The 22423-nt window shown below is 40.4% G+C and carries 19 protein-coding genes and 1 pseudogene; 10 read left to right on the forward strand and 10 right to left on the reverse strand.

Annotated elements, in window-relative coordinates; genetic code table 11:
• Positions 1 to 19 precede the first annotated feature (19 nt).
• Positions 20 to 262 (forward strand): PIN domain-containing protein, encoded by a 243-nt coding sequence (locus RMZ43_RS10015; protein WP_322651414.1) that lies wholly within the window; start codon positions 20 to 22, stop codon positions 260 to 262.
• On the opposite strand, the gene RMZ43_RS10020 is transcribed toward RMZ43_RS10015, so the two are convergent.
• The 5 genes from RMZ43_RS10020 to RMZ43_RS10040 form a co-directional block, all read right to left on the reverse strand.
• Positions 242 to 1123 carry a class I SAM-dependent methyltransferase gene (locus RMZ43_RS10020; RefSeq protein WP_322651413.1) on the reverse strand — a complete coding sequence of 294 codons (882 nt, stop codon included), beginning with the start codon at positions 1121 to 1123 and terminating at the stop codon, positions 242 to 244. The two genes, RMZ43_RS10015 and RMZ43_RS10020, sit on opposite strands and share 21 nt — an antisense overlap.
• Before the next feature lie 112 nt (positions 1124 to 1235).
• The gene (locus tag RMZ43_RS10025; RefSeq protein WP_322651412.1) at positions 1236 to 2108 is read right to left on the reverse strand and encodes a bile acid:sodium symporter family protein; all 873 of its coding nucleotides are present in this window, start codon (positions 2106 to 2108) and stop codon (positions 1236 to 1238) included.
• Between the two features lie 111 nt (positions 2109 to 2219).
• Positions 2220 to 4532 carry a sulfatase-like hydrolase/transferase gene (locus tag RMZ43_RS10030; RefSeq protein ID WP_322653125.1) on the reverse strand — a complete coding sequence of 771 codons (2313 nt, stop codon included), beginning with the start codon at positions 4530 to 4532 and terminating at the stop codon, positions 2220 to 2222.
• 171 nt (positions 4533 to 4703) lie between these two features.
• Positions 4704 to 5816: a formylglycine-generating enzyme family protein gene (locus RMZ43_RS10035; RefSeq protein ID WP_322653126.1), complete on the reverse strand. Its 1113-nt coding sequence runs from the start codon at positions 5814 to 5816 to the stop codon at positions 4704 to 4706.
• Positions 5817 to 6143: 327 nt separating this feature from the next.
• The gene (locus RMZ43_RS10040) at positions 6144 to 6701 is read right to left on the reverse strand and encodes a GNAT family N-acetyltransferase (protein WP_322653127.1); all 558 of its coding nucleotides are present in this window, start codon (positions 6699 to 6701) and stop codon (positions 6144 to 6146) included.
• A gap of 289 nt (positions 6702 to 6990) precedes the next feature.
• On the opposite strand from RMZ43_RS10040, the gene RMZ43_RS10045 reads away from it, so the two are divergent.
• Positions 6991 to 7218 (forward strand): hypothetical protein, encoded by a 228-nt coding sequence (locus RMZ43_RS10045; RefSeq protein WP_322653128.1) that lies wholly within the window; start codon positions 6991 to 6993, stop codon positions 7216 to 7218.
• Between the two features lie 119 nt (positions 7219 to 7337).
• Here RMZ43_RS10045 and RMZ43_RS10050 read toward each other — a convergent pair whose 3' ends face one another.
• A complete protein-coding gene (locus tag RMZ43_RS10050) occupies positions 7338 to 8984 on the reverse strand; it encodes a hypothetical protein (RefSeq protein WP_322653129.1) in 1647 nt (548 codons plus the stop codon).
• Positions 8985 to 9044: 60 nt separating this feature from the next.
• Positions 9045 to 9170, reverse strand: a complete 126-nt coding sequence (locus RMZ43_RS10055) for a filamentous hemagglutinin N-terminal domain-containing protein (protein ID WP_322653130.1) — start codon at positions 9168 to 9170, stop codon at positions 9045 to 9047.
• A gap of 232 nt (positions 9171 to 9402) precedes the next feature.
• On the opposite strand from RMZ43_RS10055, the gene RMZ43_RS10060 reads away from it, so the two are divergent.
• The 6 genes from RMZ43_RS10060 to treS all read left to right on the forward strand — a co-directional run bounded on the left by RMZ43_RS10060 (position 9403) and on the right by treS (position 18268).
• Entirely contained in the window at positions 9403 to 9525 is a 123-nt protein-coding gene (locus RMZ43_RS10060) for a hypothetical protein (protein ID WP_322653160.1), read from the forward strand.
• A gap of 114 nt (positions 9526 to 9639) precedes the next feature.
• A complete protein-coding gene (locus RMZ43_RS10065; RefSeq protein WP_322651405.1) occupies positions 9640 to 10137 on the forward strand; it encodes a GNAT family N-acetyltransferase in 498 nt (165 codons plus the stop codon).
• Positions 10138 to 10725: 588 nt separating this feature from the next.
• A complete protein-coding gene (locus tag RMZ43_RS10070) occupies positions 10726 to 10887 on the forward strand; it encodes a ribbon-helix-helix protein, CopG family (protein WP_322651404.1) in 162 nt (53 codons plus the stop codon).
• 2041 nt (positions 10888 to 12928) lie between these two features.
• Positions 12929 to 13825 (forward strand): SDR family oxidoreductase, encoded by an 897-nt coding sequence (locus tag RMZ43_RS10075; protein ID WP_322653131.1) that lies wholly within the window; start codon positions 12929 to 12931, stop codon positions 13823 to 13825.
• A 738-nt stretch (positions 13826 to 14563) separates the two neighbouring features.
• Positions 14564 to 14686, forward strand: coding sequence for a hypothetical protein (locus RMZ43_RS10080; protein ID WP_322653132.1), 123 nt, complete (start codon positions 14564 to 14566; stop codon positions 14684 to 14686).
• A 195-nt stretch (positions 14687 to 14881) separates the two neighbouring features.
• Positions 14882 to 18268, forward strand: a complete 3387-nt coding sequence (gene treS, locus RMZ43_RS10085) for a maltose alpha-D-glucosyltransferase (RefSeq protein ID WP_322653133.1) — start codon at positions 14882 to 14884, stop codon at positions 18266 to 18268.
• A gap of 178 nt (positions 18269 to 18446) precedes the next feature.
• Here the strand turns inward: treS and RMZ43_RS10090 are convergent, their stop codons facing one another.
• Positions 18447 to 18956, reverse strand: a complete 510-nt coding sequence (locus RMZ43_RS10090; protein WP_322653134.1) for a GNAT family N-acetyltransferase — start codon at positions 18954 to 18956, stop codon at positions 18447 to 18449.
• A 20-nt stretch (positions 18957 to 18976) separates the two neighbouring features.
• Here RMZ43_RS10090 and RMZ43_RS10095 point away from each other — a divergent pair, with 20 nt between their 5' ends.
• Positions 18977 to 19147 carry a hypothetical protein gene (locus RMZ43_RS10095; protein ID WP_322649696.1) on the forward strand — a complete coding sequence of 57 codons (171 nt, stop codon included), beginning with the start codon at positions 18977 to 18979 and terminating at the stop codon, positions 19145 to 19147.
• Between the two features lie 50 nt (positions 19148 to 19197).
• On the opposite strand, the gene RMZ43_RS10100 is transcribed toward RMZ43_RS10095, so the two are convergent.
• Together RMZ43_RS10100 and RMZ43_RS10105 are read right to left on the reverse strand one after the other, a co-directional pair.
• The gene (locus tag RMZ43_RS10100; protein ID WP_322653135.1) at positions 19198 to 20094 is read right to left on the reverse strand and encodes a hypothetical protein; all 897 of its coding nucleotides are present in this window, start codon (positions 20092 to 20094) and stop codon (positions 19198 to 19200) included.
• Between the two features lie 49 nt (positions 20095 to 20143).
• A pseudogene (locus tag RMZ43_RS10105) lies at positions 20144 to 20429 on the reverse strand (IS982 family transposase); the annotation flags it as partial.
• Between the two features lie 308 nt (positions 20430 to 20737).
• On the opposite strand from RMZ43_RS10105, the gene RMZ43_RS10110 reads away from it, so the two are divergent.
• The gene (locus tag RMZ43_RS10110) at positions 20738 to 21895 is read left to right on the forward strand and encodes an AAA-like domain-containing protein (protein WP_322653136.1); all 1158 of its coding nucleotides are present in this window, start codon (positions 20738 to 20740) and stop codon (positions 21893 to 21895) included.
• Positions 21896 to 22423: the final 528 nt, after the last annotated feature.

Genomic DNA, 22423 nt, shown 5'->3' on the forward strand with positions numbered 1-22423 from the left:
GGTTTAGACTACGCGGTAGTTGAGTACGAATATCATTCTAGATTTTCTACTAGAAAGAGAGGCGTTTTTGCATGATGCAGAGTTGTTATTTCAGGCGATCGCCTCAAGACAAATTCTTGGTTATGCTACTGCGACAACGCTAACAGATATCTTTTACATTGCGAGGCGGCATACTCAAAACATTGAATGTGCAAGGCAAGCAGTAGCAAGAGGGTACATACAAAAAAACCAGTTAAAGACATCAAGAATTGCGAAGGGTTAAAACAAAAGTAGAGCCAATAGCCAACATTGATTTAACAACCTCTGGCTCAATCCCTAAAGGATTTAAACAAGTAATTTGATTCATCACTTCGAGCATACTATATTCTTTAATATCAAACCCTTGTTCATAAGCGAACTGTTTCACATGACCGATGTTTTCAAAGTGATAATTATTAATAGCTCGACCTGAAACATTACTTGCAGTTTGATTGAGTCTTTGCAACCCAGGACTAATTTGCCGTAGTTGATTCAAGCCATCAAAAGTGGTTAGGTCAGGTGTAATCCATACACCGCCGTAAACTCGCAGTATCTCACGAACATTAACAAACACTTTTTGCTTTTCTGCTAAGGTTAGGTATGTTAACAATCCTTCGCATAAAACAACTACAGGTTGGTTTTGATGTAAATAATTTACGTTCCAAGGAAACTGACTAGGTTGATTAGTAGCGTCAATTGCTTCAAAATACAAATTATGCCGTTCTCTAATCAATCGTTTTACGAGTTGTTGCTTCTGACTAATCATTGCAGGTAAATCACTTTCAACAAAAGTGATATTTTGATTTTCAGACATTGCCATACCACGAGGCAATAATCCAGATGCTAACTCGATAATTTGGGTAGTCTCAAATTGCAAGTGTTGAGATATTACTTGATTAACAGCTTTGTAACGAGCTTCAACAAGAACAGAAACTTCACTTGGCTGACTTAATTTTTTTTGTTGCAGTTGTTCTATGAAGCTTTCGGCATTAACTAATTGAGCTAATTCCTTGCCATAAGGGATATCAGTAAACTGCCTAGTATAAGCTACCATCAAAGCTGTTGGACTGATTGCATCAAAAGAGCTTGTTTGTGATTGAACCATCTGCTACCTCATATATAGTTTTTTATCTGATCTAATATTTGTGTATCTAATACATAATACGGTAAAACTATTGATTTAGCGTATTTACCAAGCACAGTTTTTAGAGAGGGTTTCAACCTTCTACCTGTTCTATCTCTACACCGGTTCCTTGGTCTAGTTCTATGAACTTTGGCCCGGCGATCAGAACTACGATCATCATTAAAAGACTCGTCACCATGATGATGCTCACGACGCTGGGATCTTCAAAATTACTTGTAGCTACTAATAATGCTGCGGCAAAATTGCGTTGAGCTGTTCCAACTCCTAGCACTCGTTGGGTATCGATACCAGGGCCGCCCAAAAGATAACCGACGCTAAAAGAGAAGACTATGAATATAGCACAAACTAAAATTGCACCTGTTTGTAATAAGCCAATGATATCGTTAGTGTGAACTATCAGCCTGACTACTAAACCTAAAAGCAATCCAGCATTAGATAATTTGAACAAAATCGGTTGGATAATGGGGGCGATCGCACTCAATTTTGCTTTGATGAATAACCCAACGATCAATGGGCTAACCATCATTAACAATAAGGGTTTGGCAATGTCCCAGGAGTTAATTTGTACACCTTCCACCACTAAAGGCAGTACAATCGGCATATAAAAAATTGTGCCCAGCATTAGCAACATCATTAATCCCACCGAGAAAGCTATATTGCCTTTGACTATATGGGCAAGTTTCGGTAATGCTGGAGGCCCTGATGCTACTGCCATAATCAGTAAGCCATCTCTTAGTGGTTCGCTTAAATGTACTACTTGCAATAGTAAATATACAAAAACTGGCACTAATACAAAATTTGTTAACAGCGATGATATGACTAAGCGAAGGTTGCGGAGTGGTTCCCAAATCTGTTGTACGGTGAGACTTAACCCTGCACCCAGCATGGTGAACACGATAAATGTGAAAAGTGCGAGTTTATCGATTAGTGACAAGATTTCGTTCATGATTTTTTTCACGCAGAGACGCAAAGGGGCAGGGGGCAGAGGGGCTGGGGAGCAGGGGGGCAGAGGAGAATAACCAATGCCCAATGCCCAATCCCCAATTCCTAATTTCTATTACTTCAATTCCAGGGTGACTTGCTGTAAGTTACCGGTGAATGCAAAGGGTGTTTGGTAAGTATCTACCACAGGTGTGCCAGTATCTTGACCAACATCAAAGGTTTCATCTAAACCAAATCGGTAGCCTACAGTTTTATCAATACGGCCTTCGGCAACCTGTTGATCGTTGATTGAGAGCTTACCAGTACCGCCTGCTCCCGGAGCGCCACCGTCATAAGTAAAGTCAAATTTGATTTGGGATTTGCCGATCGCAATTGGTTGAGAAGATTGAATTATTGTGCGATCGCTATTTAACAAGTTGTAAGCAAAAGTGGGTTTACCTTCTTGCAAAAAGAAACTCCAACCCGCAAAACGTCCGCCTTGAGTGACTAAAACGCCTTCAGTACCATCTTTGGCAGCATCTACATCGGCGGTGATGCTAAAGGAGCGATTCTTAATATTGGGAGCGCTGCCTTCGGGAATCCCTGCAACAGATGTGTAATAAGTAAAGCTATTGCGTCCTGTGATTAGGTTGGAACGGATTTTGACATCAAACCGTTGAAGTAAGCGATCGTCCAAGGGCAGAACTTTGTATTTTTTTGCTTCCCTCAAAAATAAATCTTGTAGTTGCGCTAACTTGTCAGGGTTCTGCTTGGCTAAATCGTTAGCTTCACTGAAGTCTTTGGTAATATCGTATAGTTCCCAATTATCTTCATCGAAGGTGGTTTTGGAGACACGCTCCCAAGGTAAGCGTCCATGACGGGCGGCTGCTACCCAACCTTGATCGTAAATGCCACGATTGCCCAACATTTCAAAATACTGGGTTTTGTGATGGGATGGTATAGCAGGATTATCAAAGCTATAAACAAGGCTAGTACCTTCGATGGGTTGTTGTTTTACACCGTTGACTAACTCTGGTTCTTCAATCCCCACAGCCTCCAGAATTGTGGGAGCAATATCAATTACATGATGGAATTGGCTTCGCAGTCCACCACGATTTTTGATGCGATCGCCCCAAGCCACAACTAAACCATTGCGGGTTCCGCCGAAGTGAGAAGCAATTTGTTTTGTCCATTGAAAGGGGCTATCCACTGCCCAAGCCCAAGCTGCATGAAAATGATTGAAGGTTTTTGGCCCACCTAAATCATCAAAAGCCGCGAGAACTTCTTGAGGACTTTCTGCTACGCCATTAAAGACTTTTAATTCATTGATACTACCTGTTAAGCCGCCTTCAGCACTCGCACCATTATCGCCGGCGATGAAAAAGACTAAGGTGTTATCCAATTTACCCAGTTGATCGATCGCATCAATGACTCTACCAATTTGTGCATCGGTATGGCTGAGGAAACCTGCAAATACTTCTGCCTGACGCGCATAAACTTTCTGCTCAGTGGTAGTAAGGGAATCCCAAGCCGGGAGTTCCACTGGGCGAGGAGTTAGCTTAGTATCGGCGGGAATTACACCCAAGGCTAGCTGACGAGCAAAGATGTCTTCGCGTAATTTATCCCAACCTCGATCGAATTTACCCTTGTACTTGTCGATCCATTCTTTGGGCGCATGGTGTGGGGCATGGGTTGCGCCAGTGGCAAAGTAGGTAAAGAAGGGTTTATCAGGAGCGATCGCTTGCTGGGTACGAATCCACTTAATTGCATGGTCTGCTAGATCGGGGGTGAGGTGATAATCAGGGCGATTTGGTTTCTGAATATGTTGGGTATTTTCCACCAAAGCTGGGCTCCACTGATTGGTATCACCGCCCAGAAATCCATAGAAGTACTCAAAACCTAAACCTGTCGGCCAGCGATCGAATGGGCCTGCTGCACTGGTTTCATAGTCTGGGGTGTTGTGCCATTTGCCAAAGGCTGCGGTGTTATATCCATAATTTCGCAATACTTCGGCGATCGTTGCCGCACTTCTAGGTAAAATCGCAGTATAGCCTGGATAGCCTGTGGCTAACTCCTCAACCACACCTGTATTCACAGAATGATGATTGCGTCCCGTGAGTAATGCGGCTCTGGTAGGAGAGCAGAGTGCTGTAGTGTGGAATTGGTTATAACGCAATCCCCTTGCTGCTAGACGGTCTAAATTTGGCGTATCGATTAGACCGCCAAAAGTGCTGGTTTGTCCAAAACCGACATCATCAAGCAACACCAGCAACACATTTGGTGCATTTTCTGGAGCCTTAATTGGTTTGGGGAAGTCTGGTTCGGATTCTTTGTAAGTAATGCCAATTTTGCCTTGAAAAGATGGTTGGGGTAATGGCAATTTCTCGCCATAGTCCGCCCAAGCAGGTAGAGGTAAGAGACTAGAAAATATTAGCGTTAGGGCACTCAAAAATGCGATTCTCCTTCCCTTCGGGACGCTGCACGAACGGAGACCCTGCGCGAACGCACCAGAAGTTAGCTTCAGAGACGCATACAAAGAATCTCTCTTGTGAGGATTAGTCATACAATTTTGGATTTATGAAAAAAGTGAAGGTTTAAAACCGTACTGCATCCCGCTACGCTAACGCCCCTTGTTGGTGGCTTGATTCAATTGCGAATTGCGAATTGGTTTCATAGGTAGTGTGCTAGCAGGCAAATTTTTAACTAGCCGAAACCCAATATGAGTAGTTCCCGTATCCGGTGATTCTGACTCCCGCGCCGCCGGACGGAAGCGGCTACAGTAATTGGGAGCGCAGAGATACGATCCCCCTTTGATTACGTGTAACTTTGGTTCATTGGGCTTTTTGGGATCAAAGCTTTGATTTAAGGCAATAGGATTAATTTGATCGGATTTGCGATCGCGTCCTACTTGAAAGAAATCACTAGTCCATTCCCACACATTGCCGGTCATGTCATAGAGTCCATAACCATTGGGTGCAAAAGAACCGACGGGAGCAATGCCCGAGTAACCATCGGCTTTGGTGTTGAAAAAGGGAAAAATTCCTTGCCAAGTGTTGGCTCTATGTTCAGAATATTCATTGCCCCAAGTATATGTTGTACCATCCAAGCCACCACGGGCGGCATATTCCCATTGAGCTTCGGTGGGTAAAGATTTTCCTGACCATTTGGCGTAAGCTAGGGCATCTTCGTAAGCTATGTGAACAACTGGATAGTTGGATTTACTAGCAATCACACTGTCAGAGCCAAAAGGATGTTGCCAATTCGCGCCAGTAGTCCAATGCCACCAACTCAGAAAGGAAACTTCTTTGACACCCGGTTTTGCCATCTCAAACACTAAAGAACCCGGTAATCGCTGCTCATCGGGTAAATCGGGAAACTGTTCTTGAGATAAGGGACGCTCTGCAACTGTCACATATCCTGTAGCTTTGACAAATTCACTAAATTGTGAATTTGTTACTTCATATTTATCAATACAGAAGTTAGTCACCGTTACATCTCCAGGCGATCGCTCTTCCACAAAACTGGAATTATCAGACCCCATTTTGAACGTTCCTCCTGAAATCATCGCCATACCTTCGGGACAGGGATTGACTGTGGCTGCCAATGCGGTTGTATTAATGAATAAGAATGCGATCGCTATTACCTGAATGAATATTAGTGTGAGAAAGTAATGTTTTTTTCCATCTCTAATATTCTCAATTTTGCTATTTATAATTGAATGCCTGTAGTTCATTAATAAGATTAATTTTTTCAACTTATATCATTTTAGATTTTAGATGAACAATCTCCCATTGCGTTGTATTTTTCGGTAATATGTTTTTCGCATCATATTATTTATTGTGGAAAAATCCATATTTTAATAAAATTTTCAAGGTTTGATACTATGCAGAAAGTGTTAACTCTAAACTTAGGTTAATTTACAACAAAGATATTCCTTTTGGTTAAAGTACTAAAAACCGATTAATTTACCGATGTTTTATCTAATATTGATAAATTACATCTTGTGAAAACATAAGTCAAGCACTATCTATATTTAGCTACGAAAAGGCTTAACACCACCTTAGTCAGATATTGGTGTAGCCACAAAACCAGTTTTGATACCCTTCTTAAACCCAGTTTTTTCGTAAAACTGGAGTACTTCCTTGGTTTGACTTCCACTTAGGAGCATTACTTTGTAACAATTATGACTCCATGCAGATTGTAAAGCATGATATATCAGGCGCTTTCCTACACCTTGGCGACGATAATCGGGATGAGTAATTACATTCTCAATTAGTCCATAGGGACGAGCGCCTCGCGTCAGATTAGGGATGATCGTCAAAATACAAGAGGCAATTAAGTTTCCCTCCCAGGTTGCTACAAAGCAACTAATCTTACTATCGCTCAATATTTCGTTCCATATTTTCTCAAGAGCTGATGCGTCAGGTAAGGGAGCATCCATTGGATTCAGATGTTTGTACAGGTATAGCAGTGCTGATAATTCATCTTGCTTAACGCTGCGTATTAAAATTTCAATCGGATTTGTACGCTTTGATAAGCGTTCAGCTTCCAAATCCCGCTCATAATGAGCTAGTATTTCATCTATAAGCGGGTTTTGGAAATTAGACTTGTCTGACATAAAATTTCCTCTTTCTAAGATTTAATCTATGAAAAGCTCTGTGATTAAATAGCAAACAGTTTTCCTCTCGGACGAAGTGCAGATTCATATAGAAGCACGCCTTGCTAAACTCCATATTGTGCCTTGGTTTGCTGTGACTACAGGAATATTCAAATCAATACATATTTTCAGGAAGACTGTATAATAAAAAAACTACGCTAAACCGACCGATAAACTGTAATATATCATTTAACTGACATAGATACCTGCCACTCAATTATTTAACTGTACTAATTAACACGTCTGACCTTTGTCTTATTGCTTTATAAATGATGATATTGATACATTACTAAAACAACGATTTGCCATCATCAATGTTTGGCGAGCGATGTCTACGACGGGCTACGCCTACGCAGAACCAATCCAAGAGTCACCCTTAGCACTTTGTGACGCGCAAAGTATCGCACCCACAGACCTTGTAGCTGGCGATCTTGTGTACCGCAATCCCTGCTGGATAAGGAGCTTGACGAAAAAATAGGCTAAATTAAAAAACGCTAAAACCCTTGCTATTAAAAGATTCTTATACTTTAGATGCGTTTGCCCTGGAGGGATATCACTTTACCTTGCTTTTGTTCTTAACCGAGAAGTATTGTCTGCCTACTTATTTATAAGCCTTAAAAGATTAGTTAGTGTCGTTCCTGAGTAGTATTGAATATCGGGAGAATGAGAAGCTTTATCTACAACGAAGCCAATTTTCATTCCAGATGTATAGGTGACTCCTGAACGGGTAGTTTGTTCAATGCTAATTTCATATTCAACAGGTTGCCCTGGTTTAAGCCAAGAATCAAAGCGATCGCCCAAATTGATCTGATAAGCATCGGCCCAGTGAGGATAGGGTCGATATGGAACAAGTGGGTAAGACATCTGGCTCACTTTGGAGTTGTTCTGAGACAAAATAATTGTCAATTTAACTGTTTTTAACTCGCCTAGAAGCTTACCTTCATCTAAAAGAGTAAAATTGCGGGGATCGGGAAAGCGATCAAATCCTTTAAATTTAAAACGTCCTAAACGTTTAGGGTGAATACCTCCAGTAATCACAATTTCAGTTGGGTTTTGCAAATTATTGAGTTTATATTCCAATGTGCCTGGAATATAAAATTGCAATTTACCCGATTCAGTAATTTCAGCTTTGAGCGGAGGATCTCCTAAATCTTCTGGGCGTTTAACAGTTTGCCAAGATACTTTAAAAGAACTTTGAACGGTTTCTAGTAAACGATAACTATCTCGGACATCCGAACCAGTACCAAGTAAACTCCGTAGTCCCGTTTTTTTCGATAAATTTTTCTTGATTAGCCCAATGCTTTGATCGACTAACAAGCTAACGCGATTGCCATAACTAATTTGTTCTTGAGGAATTTCTGTACCCTTGACCAACAATACTTGACCGTAACTACCAGGTTCCCCATCTATACCGTTGCGTCCCTGTTGACCAATAAGGCCATTCTCACAAGTAAAATCTCTCTGCTGTGATAGACCAATATATTTCCAGCCATAGCGGTAGTTTGGATCTAAATTTAGAAGCTGCTGGGGTCGATTTTGTTGTTCGTCATAGAACGCATCACCCGAACAGCGAAATAATTCTCTGTTAATTTCTCTCCACTGGGCGTTAGCTACATTGATTTGTTGCGCCATCAATGCCCAAGTGCAATAGTTTACAGTCCAGCGCGGTTGAGTACAGTTACATCCACTACCTGCTTGTCCGCCCTTTCCTCCAACACCCGCCCTCCCACCCCGATTACGTAACACCACATTCTTAAGTTGAGATAATGACTCAAAGTAAACAGTAGCATTACCGCCATGACCGCCATGACCGCCATTACCACCATTACCACCATTGCCGCCTTTAGCACCGCATACATTCACTGTTACATCCTGCGGCTGTTGGCATCCAGAAGCTTGTTCACCAGAGGTAGCAGATTCTCCCGCTTCACCATCTGTACCTGAAAGATCAATCGGTTGTAGTTGTTCGCTAGCGCGAATTATTTGATCTGATACAGAGTTCCCATCTCGTCCAGACCGACCATTTACACCATTTCTACCAGCTTGTCCAAAAGTTTGTACTTCAGCAGCAACAACATTGACAGCTAGACTGTTAACAATTGTTGCCAAAAGGCATAGTTTGAGAATGTACTGAAGCGGCTGATTAATATTCACACAAGTCAAATAAATTAAATAAAACTTTTGAGATAGCAATCCTAAATGAGTTACGAACTGGGGTTTGAGTTGGGTAAAGCCAGTTATCATTGTTTTGTTGGGTACTTTGCTTTATACAAGTGGTTTATTAAAGGTAGTGGTTGCTACAAATTAACCACTGGCATTTAAACTGCCATTAGAACCAAAAACGATACCATTGGGATTTACAAAAAACACATTAGGTGTGCCATTAGTACGAATTAAGCCATCAATATTAGAAATATTGTTAACAGTCAATTACCTAATAAAATTTCATTCTCAAACTCAAATTTTTCGCAAAAACTTAAAATTTTTACAAACCTTTACAAACATAGCCCTCAAACTACGACGAACGCTACTCATTAGACCTCTTACATAAGTCGAATAGACCCCCCTTAATTCCAGGGGTGATTCAAGGATTTTTGCAAGAGGTCTATTCCACTTCACCAGCACCCCATCCACACAAGCAATTGCCCTAGAGCCAGATAAGATTGTAGATAGTACTTGTCAATTCTGCAATTCTCTGTGCCGATTGAAAGTTCATCTCAAAGACGGACGCATCATAGATGTGTTAGGTGAACCAAATGACCCAGTAAAGGCTAGGGAAACATGAGTGTTAAAAGCTAATTCACCCAACATATCTGATTTACTCTGCTCTGTGTGTTTTTCATAAAATTAAAGAAAATTCTTTGATTTTGAGTGTTTCTCCCACTTATTTGAACCAAGTATGTGTCGCAATGATATCGTAATTGACCGTGCTAACCTCAGCGATGTTACTGGAATTCTCAAGTTGGCGCAAGCCAATGACGCGGAACATGGTGGTATGTTGTTAGGCCATCTTGAGCCAGAGGCAGTGATGATGACCATATCTAAAATGCCGAGCGTTGTAGCCCGCAAAGATGGACAAGTTGTAGGATTCTTACTCAGTTGGTCAAAAGCAACTGCTAATTTACCAATTATAACGGTAATGTTACAAGCCTACGCTGGTACAAAAGATGCTTACTTATATGGCCCCATCTGTGTTGATGAAACGATACGTGGGCAAGGTATTGCTGCGAAAATGTTCACTAAATTGAAAGATTTTTTACCAGAGCGTGAGGGGATACTGTTCATTAAAGCAGACAACAAACCATCACTTCAAGCACATCAAAAGATGGGTATGTGCAAGATGGCAGAGTTCATCTATGAAAGCACTGAATTTTTGGTATTCGCGTATAATGGCTAACTCTTTATGGATTTGGGTAATTGGAGCGACGTAATCGCTCTTAAGAACTAGGAGCGTAATCTCAAAACCCAGGAGATAATGACAATTTGGGCTACCAAAGTGCCTGTATCGAATGGCACGCTTGAAAAAATGAAACCTAGTCAGGGCAGAGTGTAGGGGGTAAGTGTTGGGTGTAGTGTTAAGACGATCGCTTTCACTCTTCTCGACGACAGGTAATGCTGCCAGGGCCAAAATGTAGTTCTCTAGTTTAATCGCGCAACCTCATGTTGTGGCAATGGTTGCTGATGTATATCAAAATGCTGCCAATGCGATGCTTTTTTAAGAAACGGTAAAAACTTACTTGTTCAGAGTACCTATTTTGTCTCAAAGTGTTTTATACTTTCTTGATATTGCTTTAATAATTATTCTTTTTAGAAGACTGAAACTTCATACTCTAAAATAAACTTTACATTTTCACTATTTTTTAGAAAAACATATTAGTTTGCTTCATCATCTCTTAAATTAAAAGTCATTATTGATACCCATGCAGTAGCAGATTAAGTGATTGATATTAGAGAAGTAGTTGCGAAATCTAACTTGTCTAATATTATGAATAAGAAATGGGCTGCTAAACGACTTACAATCAATCTCACATCAAGTGAAGCAGAGAAGCTGGAAAAATACTGCTCAAAGACTGGCAGACCAGCAACCGATGTAATCCGGGAATTAATTCGGTCTCTGCCAATTGAAGAAGTACAAAATGTGAATTAGGAATTCATCTAGAGTAAGTTTGAGGGTTTTTTCTTTCCCTTTTCCTCAAAATCTGACAAGTATTGATAAGCTAATTGTCATTCATTTTTCTAGAATGGTTCGCTCATAGTAAGGGCTTCAGCCCTGATTTTATGCAACTTAAATGCTGATTAGCTTACTACACCTACCAGCGCATTATTAACAAAGCTCCTGAACTGACAAAATTTCAACAGCAATAGTAGCTCAAAGTGATTTAACGCTGATTAGGTGTATGGAAAGAGCTGGCAACTTTTTCTAGCTGGCATTTAGTAAACCGCATATAAAATAAAGCCCTAGATAGAGTACCTAAAAATCAAAGGTTTTAAGTACTCTTTATCTAGACCAGAATTTAGGCACTGTAGAAATTAAGCATAATGTTGCTGTGAATTTTGGCTTTTCAGGTATGTTAGCTCTACCGCTAGGTTCAAATAATTTAACTACCCACATGCTACTGTATCGGCACTTATGCTGTCTACCATTTCTAGTCTAACTAACCAATTGTAATCTCCAGCGTTGGTATCCTTTTGGTGGTTGGCTGCAAGTGGTAGCAATCAAAAATGCCTCTGTCCTGACCTTTAGTTTACGTGGTTTTTCTGGACGCGATCGCTCAGTTAAAGTATTTTTCCAGGTATTTTAGCTTGGACTATAAAAGACCGTAGGCGCCTACGCTTGATTAAACGCCTTTGCGGAACATGATAGCCATCCCACAATGAAGACTTAGCCAATAGCCGAAAATAGCGTAAAAAAGAAATTTATAAGAGGTCAATGCTTTCGCTATTTGGAGCAGCTCAAGAAGAACGTCCAATGAGCCATCAAAGAGACTTACGTAAACGTTCCAAGCTCGAACATTAAAACCGAACCTCCGTGTATCGCCATATCTGCGCTCGTAGAAATCTACAAGCTCCCATCCCTGACTAGTGCCTAAAAATTCGAGGATTTCAGTATTTTGCATAGTAATGGTCAAGATCTACTGCATCTAGACAATGAATCGTCTTGCAGTGCGGACATCTCCAAACCTTGAACTTTTCGCCTGTAAAGGCTCTAACATTACAAGGGAACGTAAAAAATGCAGATTTATCATTTTGATCGATGTGATAATGACAAATCACGCATTCAAGGCGTTGCTTGTTTGTATTAACTTGTTTCGGTTGTAACTGCATGAGAATTTACCTAAACCTCATCCATCTTGAAAACTGGAGTTTTCTAGAAAACATATTATTGTAAATGAGAGGGTACAAAAAATGAAACAGAGATGCTCAAAGTAAAATGCGTAGGCGCAGCCAGCCAACTCTTAGAGACGCTTTGCGTAGCAAGATCCACGAAGTGGTACAGCATCGCTGGAATGAAAGTGCTTCCGTGTCAGCTTTCAAGAAGAATTGCTCGTATGGGGGTGGCTAAAACCTGTAAGTCTAGGGTGTAATCCCTGAATTATCTCACTTTTGAACAGATTTTGAACATAGCGATCGCGCCTGGTGTATGGAACCAAACCAATGGAGAGTAGCCTTGAGGCTACAGCCAGCAATCCCGTTAAAATTTATCGCAGATTTGTTACTTAAGCAGATACAGAACCACCAAGCGCATTTCTGTAAGCCTCAACAGTTTCCGCGCTAAAACCACCAGCTTGGGCATGACGGAGTAACGATTAGATAATTGGCATAGCGATTTATACCAAATAATGAATTGAATCCTGCAACAACCAAGGAAAAGAAAAAGCCTTTAACCCAACTCCAGTAACCTTTTCCCCAAACCAAATTCTGAGTTCAAAATGCAAAACCCGAGTAGTATTGCTTACACCCCTACTATCTTGACTATACAGAATCGTCGCCAAGATTTTCTCTAAATTTTCTTAAACTACTTAGGAAACTGGGAGTTTGTGACGGGAGCAGCTACAAGCGTATCAATTAGCCCGCACTTAAGTCTTGCATACTCTGGAACATTATTCTACTAAAAGGGTGAGGAATCGTTCTCCTCAATACTTAATACTTGAGTCTTGAATTGCAAAAACTATCAAAAAAACCAAGTGATGAAAGACGATCGATTAGAGATGCAAGACCCCCGGCAGCAATATCCCGCTCCGCCCTTTCCCCAACAACCGCAGCCCATACCAGGACTTGCTCAAAAGATGCAGCCCCAACCGGATCACGGTGAGCAGAGCTACGTTGGATGTGGAAAGCTTGCAGGTCGGAAGGCATTAGTCACGGGAGCCGATTCTGGTATCGGGCGCGCTGTTGCGATCGCATTTGCGCGAGAAGGTGCTGATGTGGCGATCGGCTATCTTAAGAGCGAAGAGGCTGATGCAATAGAGGTGATCCAATTGATTGAACAATCAGGGCGCAAAGCGGTTGCGCTTCCGGGTGACATCACCGACGAGCATTTTTGCCAAAAGCTGGTGACAGATGCAGTGCAATCTTTGAACGGTTTAGATATTCTCGTGAACAATGCTGGCGCACAGACATCTTACCCTTCAATTAACGATATCACGACTGAGCATTTTGATAAAGTGATGAAGACAAACCTCTACGCGCTATTTTGGATTACCAAAGCAGCCGTTCCACATCTTTTGCCCGGAGCATCAATTATTAACACCACTTCGATTCAGGCATATCAACCTTCAGCGAGTTTGCTTGACTATGCGATGACCAAAGCCGGCATTGAGAATTTCAGCAAATCTCTCGCCAAACAGATGATCCACAAGGGAGTGCGTGTTAATGCGGTCGCACCCGGCCCATTCTGGACACCGCTACAGCCGAGTGGTGGTCAGACCCAGGACAAGATCGAGAAATTTGGTTCTGAAGTTCCGCTCAAAAGACCTGGGCAACCTGTAGAAATTGCTCCTGTGTATGTGTTGCTTGCTTCCCAAGAAGGCAGCTACATCACCGGGGAAGTTTATGGTGTAACAGGCGGCGTTGGGATTGCTTAATTCAAAAGACATCTTGCAAAAGTAACAAATGCCAAAATATTGGGATGCATGTTTGCATGTTGAAGGGCAAGGGAAAATTCCATACCTTTACCCCTTCCCTATAGCTAACCGCGTATTTTGTTGCATTGACTCTGGCTTGACCACATCGGGTATTAGATCAAGGAGAGGCGAATGGGAGGGGGAAAGCAATGCCTTCGGCGGCAAGCTAGGCAAATACAAGGATGAAAAGCTAGGTTAATAGGGATATTTTTTATCGCTATTAACCTAGCTTTTTGATCAGTCTATACAGTTAGTGCCAGCATACTAGCATTATTGTATAAACCTACCGATTTCCTAACTGCGCTGCTAACTCAGCGCTTTCCTTATGTGACTATCTTTTCATATTTCAAGACTTCAGTTATTAAATCTCACCTTATATTTCATATTTGACCAGCAACTGCGTTGTTTGACAGAGGCGTTGTCCGATATTCCTGCGATCGCTCCCCACTGCCGCAGGCATCGCACTTTTTTTCCCCGACCTCACAAAATCGCGTTGCTCACGTTCGGGTCAAGGTCGACCAGTTGCACTCATGTTGCTGCACGACTCCCAGCGTGATACCATTTAACGGAAAAATTTGATGCAGATGTAAACCCTGAAAACCTTGCTATATCTAAGTTTTTTAATTGCGTTAGCGCAGCGTTAGCGTTAGCGATAGTGAGGAACGAACGTCGGAACAAGCGTCCGTAGGAGCGTCATTTTTGCTGCGCCGCATCAAAGCCGATCAAGAAGCCGCACAGAGCTACGCGCTTGAGCTCGTGCTGGTAACAAATGACAGTGAACACCGCTTTCTGGAGCGTGAACTGCGCTCAGTTCAGCCCTAACAGCCAGCATACCCGGAGTTGCGAACAACTCAATTATTGATTTGATATAATTTTTACCACTAATGGTAGTTTTATGACTGTAAGTAAGAAAATGTATACATTACTCGTATAAGCTAAATAAGCTGATCATCTCAGCGATTGTATCAAGTAAAAATATAGTTCTATTTAGATATGCAATTGCATATCTCTTAAAAAATGTCAAATTTTAACTTGAAAGATGACCCATTATGGTTCAAAAATGCAATAATCTACGAACTAGGTGTTCGCACATTTGCCGACAGTAATGGTGATGGTATTGGTGATTTTCAAGGACTGACAGAAAAACTAGATTACTTACAAGATTTAGGTATTACTGCCATCTGGTTGTTACCTTTTTTCCCTTCACCACTCAGGGACGATGGTTACGATATTGCCGATTATACTAGTGTCAATCCTATTTATGGCACGTTGGAAGACTTTAAGGCGTTTTTGAGCGCTGCTCATCAACGCGGTATTCGTGTAATTATTGAGTTAATTATCAACCATACCTCTGACCAACATCCTTGGTTTCAAAAAGCACGTCGCGCACCAAAAGGCAGCCAGGAGCGAGATTTTTATGTTTGGAGCGATACTCCTGAGAAATACCAAGAAGCGCGAATAATCTTCCAAGATTTTGAGACATCTAACTGGGCTTGGGATTCAATTGCCCAAGCTTATTGCTGGCATCGTTTCTATTCGCATCAGCCTGATTTGAATTATGATAATCCCTTGGTGCGGCAGGCAGTATTTGATGTTCTAGATTTTTGGTTGGAGATGGGTGTAGATGGACTTCGTATGGATGCTGTACCTTATCTCTACGAACGGGAAGGAACGAACTGCGAAAACTTACCCGAAACCCATGCGTTTTTGAAGGAATTGCGATCGCACATCGACGCAAAATTTCCTAACCGGATGTTGCTAGCTGAGGCGAATCAATGGCCTGAAGATGCAGCTCAATATTACGGTGCAGGGGATGAGTGTCACATGAACTTTCATTTTCCCCTAATGCCGCGCTTGTTTATGGCAGTGCGGATGGAAGATAATTTCCCGATTGTAGATATTCTCCAGCAAACTCCATCGATTCCTGATAACTGTCAGTGGGCATTGTTCCTCCGCAACCATGACGAACTGACTCTAGAAATGGTGACAGATGAAGACCGCGATTTTATGTATGGGGCCTATGCACAAGACCCAATGATGCGGGTAAATTTAGGCATCCGCCGCAGATTAGCGCCACTTTTGGGCAACGATCGCCGCCAAATAGAGTTACTCAATAGTTTACTGTTATCTCTACCAGGAACCCCCGTACTTTACTACGGTGATGAAATTGGCATGGGAGATAACGTTTATCTAGGCGATCGCAATGGTGTTCGCACACCTATGCAGTGGAGTTCTGACCGCAACGCCGGTTTTAGTCGCGCCAACCCGCAACGCTTGTATCTACCTGTGATCGTTGACTCAGAATATCACTACGAAGCACTCAACGTCGAGGCACAACGGACTAATACCAATTCTCTCTGGTATTGGATGAAACGTTTAATCGCTACTCGGAAACGGTTTGCGGCATTGGGTGAAGGGCGTTTTGAATTGCTACAGTCTAATAATCGCAAAGTTTTTGCCTTCAGCCGGATTGCCTCTGAAGAACAAATCTTGGTAGTAGCAAATTTATCTCGTTATGTGCAAACGGTGGCGTTAGATTTATCAAGCTTCAATGGGCTACTACCAGTAGAAATTTTTGGTTCCACTGAGTTTCCAGCGATTACAGAATCACCCTATTTCCTTAGCTTAAGTCCTTACGGGTTTTACTGGTTCACCTTACAACGTAAACCTAGCTTGATGCAATCTCCTAAACCCCAAGCAGACTTGAGCTATCTGGTGGTAAATGGTTCATGGCAAAATGTGATTTCGCAACGAGAGTCAAAAAGCATTCTAGAATCAACGCTGCGGGATTACCTCTATACCTGTAGCTGGTTTGGCGGCAAAACTCGGACTGTACAATCAGTACAAATCATTGAAGCGATTTCTTTACCCTATAACCAGCAGATAGCTCAAATTGTTTGGTTACAGGTAGATTATACCCAGGGAAACCAAGAAACTTATCTGTTATTTCTCGCTTATGCAGAAGGTGAGCAAGCAACCCATCTTTTGGCAGAAATGCCGCAAGCTGTGATTGCACGGCTTGGAGTACAAGGCAAAACAGACACAAATCCATCCAATACTCAAGAAGTTGGAATTTTATTTGATGCTTTAGCAGACAAGAACTTTCTTACCTCACTGCTAGATGATGCGATCAGTAATCATCACTCTTATAAAGGGATAACCGGAGAATTATTTGGCACTACTACTGATTCATTCTCCGAATTGCGCCGACAGTTAACCAATCATGAGCCGACTATTCTGAATCAAGAAGAACAAACCAATACTTATATAGTATATGGTGATCACTTGTTGTTGAAACTCTTCCGTAAAGTCGAGGAGGGTTTGCACCCAGATTTAGAAATGCGGCGTTTCCTATACCAGAAAAAAGGCTTGCAAAACTCAGTTTTCCTAGCTGGTGCTTTAGAGTACCGCCGTGCAAATAAAACAGGCAATAAAACTGCTCTACCTACAACTATAGGCATATTACAAGAGTTTATTCCAGATATTCGCAGTGGTTGGGACTACACCCTTGATAGTTTGCAAAAATACTTTGATTTAGTGACTACAGAACACGCCACTATTACCGAAGTGCCTCTGCCATCAGGTTCTTTGTTGGATTTACAGAGAATTGAGATTCCAGAATTGGCAATTGCAACTATCACTTCTTACCTACAAAGTGTTGAATTGCTGGGTAAATCCACAGCCCAATTCCATATAGCGCTGGCTACAAATATAGATAGTTCAGACTTTGCTCCAGAATCTTTTTCATCACTATATCAACGTTCGATATATCAAAATGCACGTAACTTAACCGGACAAATATTTCGGTTGTTAAAAGAACGAATAGAGTACTTGCCGAACAATACTCAACCATTAGCATTAGAAGTTCTTAATAGCCAACAGGAAATTTTAGAACGCTTTCAGTTAGTTGTCAGACAAAAAATTACCGCATTGCGGACTCGTTATCATGGAAACTACCAACTGGAACAAGTATTTTACACAGGAAAAGACTTCTTGATTACTAATTTTGAAGGCAAAGCAGATCGCAGTTTAAGCGAACGACGCATCAAGCGATCGCCTTTACAAGATGTCGCAGGAATGTTGCTATCTTTCAACTATGCAGTTAACGAAGCTCTAGGCTATCAAAAAAAATCTGGGATGATCCTGCCTGAAAATTTCCCCCTTATAGAACAATGGGGACAGTTTTGGTATACCTGGGTCAGTACTAGCTTTTTGAACTCTTATTTAGAAACTGTTAATCAAGAATCTTTCCTTCCAAACACAACAGAAGAACTAGATGTGTTACTTTTTGCTTATCTTCTAGAACAAGCCATTGATGCACTAGGCTATGAACTAAATAATCGCTCTGATTGGGTAGAAATTCCACTCCAATTTATTCTGCAATTATTAAGTAAAACTGCTTGAGTAGTTAAGGTTAGAATATTTTAAAGCTTTGGGCTATTCATTTGGATCAGGATTGGCGCATTTCCACGTCTGACTTTTTCAGCAAGCCCTAGATAGGTCTGTGCTTTTACGGTGCTGAAAGGCTTAATTACTACTCCAGCTACCGTAATTAATTCTTCAATCTGCTGCACCGTAATTATTAGACATCAGAAATGAACAAACTAACACTTTTACTATCATCAGATAGTTTAATCATTCGCTCAAAGCTTAGTCCTAGTTTTTTGAGCAGCTTTGCTGAACTATAATTGTCCGGTGTAGTGATAGCTATAATACGACTTAAGCCGAAGGTTTTTCTCCCATACATCATGACAGCAGAAGCAGATTCATAGGCGTATCCTTTTCCCCGGAACTTAGGAAGAAAGGCAAACCCAATATCCACATCCTCCAAAGAATCTCTTTTTATCAAACCGCAAATTCCAATCGAAACGCTCTTCCCCTTTAGCTCAACCAAATAAAGCCCGAAGCCGAGACGCTTATACATAGCAACTGGATTCTTCAAAATATATTCACGAGCATCATCAAAGGTTCTCACACCTTTATCACCAATAAAACGCAACCATAAAGGGTCATTCAATATCTCAAGAATGAACTCGCTATCTTCAACTGTCAGCCGACGAAGAACTAAACGCTCTGTTTCAAGAACTTTCATAGTCGAACACTTTGTTATTGATGTCTAACTATTTATTATCCCGACTCCTACTCGGATTTCTCAGTAGTGACATTGAGCAAGTCAAAATGTGCGGTTTACCACCTAATCTGACAATGGATATTCTAAATTCTGATCTAGAGCAAGTAGATTTGATTACTCACTTTTTGGGGCTACGCCGGAGCAAGCAGTGAATTTGTAGTGCCAAAGCAATTATCGCTTTTCTCTGCGCCTCTGTGTGAGATTATTTCATATCTGACAATAAATATTGATTATTACAATATTCTTTCGTAGATGTGACAGAAACAACCTCTACTTCTATCGGTTTTTCTTTAGTTCCGTTGATCAGAAACTCACTAGCTCCCTCACGAGGTTTTTTTGGATTTCCCCAATCATAGGTGTAACCTAAACCTGTCCAAGGATAATGTTCTTGACTACCAACTGCATAAGAAGTTGTGTATATCTCTTGCAAAATCGGATAATTAACAGTAATCGGTATACGTAAAACGTTACAACTAGAATCATTAATTTCTGGATCAACACATGGTCTACTTAAATCTTCGGCTTTCACCCACATTTCTACAAAATGCGTCTTATTTGAGTTTCTATTTAAAATTAAACCTAAATACTGCTGTAACCTCAGAGAAAGCATGATATCACCGGGAATATTTATGCCGATTCCCTTACAATTTTGACAAAATTCTTTAACTTGAGGAACGGCTGTTAACCAAGTCCGTGCTTCTATACTTTTTTTTGTACCTACTTTCCAATCCTCACTTGGGTTTTTGACATATTTCCAATTCGCCATCAGATATTCAATTTTACCGTTATTTTCTCTCCATTTTATTTGCTTATTACTTTTTGACAATGACCAAAGATTTTTTACCACTTTCTCTTCACTCGGTCTTTTTGCATCCTCAATCGCTGCATCTAACTGCTTTTTCAAAGCGTTATAACTTTCCGGTTTATTTTTATCCAGATACTCATTGACATTAGGGTTGATTTCTGATTGTGTTAATAAATGCTTTCTGAGGTTTGACCTACTCTGTATGGTAATTTCTGTAGCTAGCAAACTGGAATATCCTACTGCCAAAAATGCACCTGTCAAGCTGAAAAATACTTGAATCTTGAATTTTTTCATCCTTATAATCCTGTTGATTGACAACAATCGGGTTTCGACTGGTACACTACCCATAATCAGCACTACCAGTAATATAACTTTGCTCATTGTCGCATTTGTAGCCAACTACTGCTACTGGTTTTGTATTTAACAACAAGGTACGCTCAAATATTACCCCTAAGTCTCAAACCCAAAAACGTCTTAGTTCTTCGAGCATTCCCTCCAAGCGTCTGGCTCAACGGCAGAATTGGCTTTGGTCTGATAATTTCGGGAATAGGCTTGCACTTGTTTATTCTGACAAACCCCAAAAACTGCTGTTATCCTGGGTATGGGAAAAAATCTATTGCCAATCTCAATAATTTAGTTAAATGTCTTAACTTTCCTTGATTTTTATTTTTAGCTAAGAGAAGATAAGTCTGCAATATAGTGATTAACTTTGGCACTATTTTTTGAGCGATCGCTCTCTAGTTATCTAAAAACACATAATTTTTATTGAAACAATGCGATCGCTGTTAGAAAATGCAAGTAAATATAAGACAAGCGAAATTTAAACAACAGTAAAAATAATGTAAATTATAATTAAATAGTATGAGATTATTATATATAGTTAATAGGATCGTTTCTAAAAGTAGAAATATCCTCATTTATAATGATTGACTTGATTATGAGATATCAAGTCGGTGGTAGCCTGAAGTATGATGACTCTACATATATTGTCCGTCAAGCAGATGAACAACTTTATACTGGATTAAAAACAGGATATTTTTGTTATGTCTTCAAGTGCCACCAAACAGGCAAATCATCTCTACTACACCGGACTATTCATCGCTTAGAAAAAGAAAATCATACATGTGTTTATCTGAATTTAGCTCTATTAGGTACTAATCAAATTACAGCTATACAATGGTATAAAGGCATTATTTTCAGCCTGTTTCACAAGTCAAATCTAACAAAACATGTCAACTTTGAAAGTTGGTGGGAGCAACAATCAGAGCTTGCTCCTGTACAACGACTGTATCAATTTGTTGAACAGGTGTTGCTGAGAGAAATTCAAAATAATCGTATTTTCATCTTTATTGATAATATTAATAGCCTGCTAAGTTTGAATTTTCCGGTCAACGATTTTTTTATCTGGATTTGTTACTGTTATGAGCAGCAAGCACACAACCCAAGTTTTCAACGTTTGGGTTTTGCTTTGTTTGGTGTAGCTAGTCCATCTAACCTAATTGTTGATCGACATCGAACTCCCTTTAACATTGGTCAAGCGATTAACTTACGTGACTTTCAATTACATGAAGCTATGCCCCTACTTGAAGGTCTAAAAGAAGTAGTGAGTCAGCCACAGCCAATATTACAGTATATTATTCATTGGACAAGAGGACAGCCGTTTCTCACGCAAAAGCTTTGTCAGTTAGTTGTGCAAGTTGCTTTGGAAAGTTATAAAGGAACGATTACTATACCGAACGGTGCTGAAGGATTCTGGGTAGAACAATTAGTGCGATCGCGTATTATTCAACATTGGGAATTCCAAGATGAACCTGAACATCTCCGTACCATAAGAGATCGCTTACTTTTTGACGAACACAAAGCAGGAAAGCTATTAAATATTTATCAACGGGTGTTACAAGTAGAGGAACTAAGGAATAGGAACCCGATAGATAACTTGATACCAACCGATAATAGTGAAGAACAGACAGAATTGTTGCTATCTGGTTTGGTGGAAGATTATAACGGCTATCTGAGAATTAAAAATCCGATCTATCGGAATGTTTTCACTCCTCAATGGGTATCAAGACAGTTAGAAAATCTTTTCTTTTCTTGATAGGAGCTAGTAATCAGAATACATCTGTCATATCATGTGCGGTTAAACAGTAAACCAAAAAGTTTTTCTCCAAAAAGCGATCGCTAAAATACTTATATTTTTTGATATTTCTTGACATGCAATTCTCTGAGCAGCAGACACAGTATAGATTGTGATTACTTATGATTATTTGGTCGAGAAATTGTTAGTACTAATCTGTTGGAATATAAATGCTTTCAACTACTTGATATTTGTGCTGTAGCGCTTGATATACACCACTGCCCGCGCTCGTCCTATAGCTTATTAAAAATATTCCGCTCTTTTATTAAGTTCTAACTAACTTCAATACCGTAATTTTGGCATCAATTATGGAAAGTCATAAAATTGCTCATGGTTTTGAAAGCCATTGTGGGTTATCTCTATTGCACAGTCGGGGCTTAGTAAACATTATAAAACCAGTGTAAAGTTATTAAACTGCTATATGAAGGTTATTTAAATGTTTGCTTAACTGTCTTAACTGTTATAAATTAAAAATATTACATTATTTAT

Source organism: Nostoc sp. CmiVER01 (assembly GCF_034531135.2).
Lineage (GTDB): Bacteria > Cyanobacteriota > Cyanobacteriia > Cyanobacteriales > Nostocaceae > Nostoc.

Excerpts from the sequence above, each read along its gene's own strand:
- RMZ43_RS10095 (WP_322649696.1), top strand. The coding sequence starts at position 18,977 with ATGTCTAACTATTTATTATCCCGACTCCTACTCGGATTTCTCAGTAGT.
- RMZ43_RS10040 (WP_322653127.1), bottom strand. The coding sequence starts at position 6,701 with ATGTCAGACAAGTCTAATTTCCAAAACCCGCTTATAGATGAAATACTA.
- RMZ43_RS10020 (WP_322651413.1), bottom strand. The coding sequence starts at position 1,123 with ATGGTTCAATCACAAACAAGCTCTTTTGATGCAATCAGTCCAACAGCT.
- RMZ43_RS10050 (WP_322653129.1), bottom strand. The coding sequence starts at position 8,984 with ATGATAACTGGCTTTACCCAACTCAAACCCCAGTTCGTAACTCATTTA.
- RMZ43_RS10070 (WP_322651404.1), top strand. The coding sequence starts at position 10,726 with ATGAATAAGAAATGGGCTGCTAAACGACTTACAATCAATCTCACATCA.
- RMZ43_RS10075 (WP_322653131.1), top strand. The coding sequence starts at position 12,929 with ATGAAAGACGATCGATTAGAGATGCAAGACCCCCGGCAGCAATATCCC.
- treS (WP_322653133.1), top strand. The coding sequence starts at position 14,882 with ATGTCAAATTTTAACTTGAAAGATGACCCATTATGGTTCAAAAATGCA.
- RMZ43_RS10035 (WP_322653126.1), bottom strand. The coding sequence starts at position 5,816 with ATGAACTACAGGCATTCAATTATAAATAGCAAAATTGAGAATATTAGA.
- RMZ43_RS10110 (WP_322653136.1), top strand. The coding sequence starts at position 20,738 with ATGAGATATCAAGTCGGTGGTAGCCTGAAGTATGATGACTCTACATAT.
- RMZ43_RS10065 (WP_322651405.1), top strand. The coding sequence starts at position 9,640 with ATGTGTCGCAATGATATCGTAATTGACCGTGCTAACCTCAGCGATGTT.
- RMZ43_RS10100 (WP_322653135.1), bottom strand. The coding sequence starts at position 20,094 with ATGAAAAAATTCAAGATTCAAGTATTTTTCAGCTTGACAGGTGCATTT.
- RMZ43_RS10090 (WP_322653134.1), bottom strand. The coding sequence starts at position 18,956 with ATGAAAGTTCTTGAAACAGAGCGTTTAGTTCTTCGTCGGCTGACAGTT.
- RMZ43_RS10025 (WP_322651412.1), bottom strand. The coding sequence starts at position 2,108 with ATGAACGAAATCTTGTCACTAATCGATAAACTCGCACTTTTCACATTT.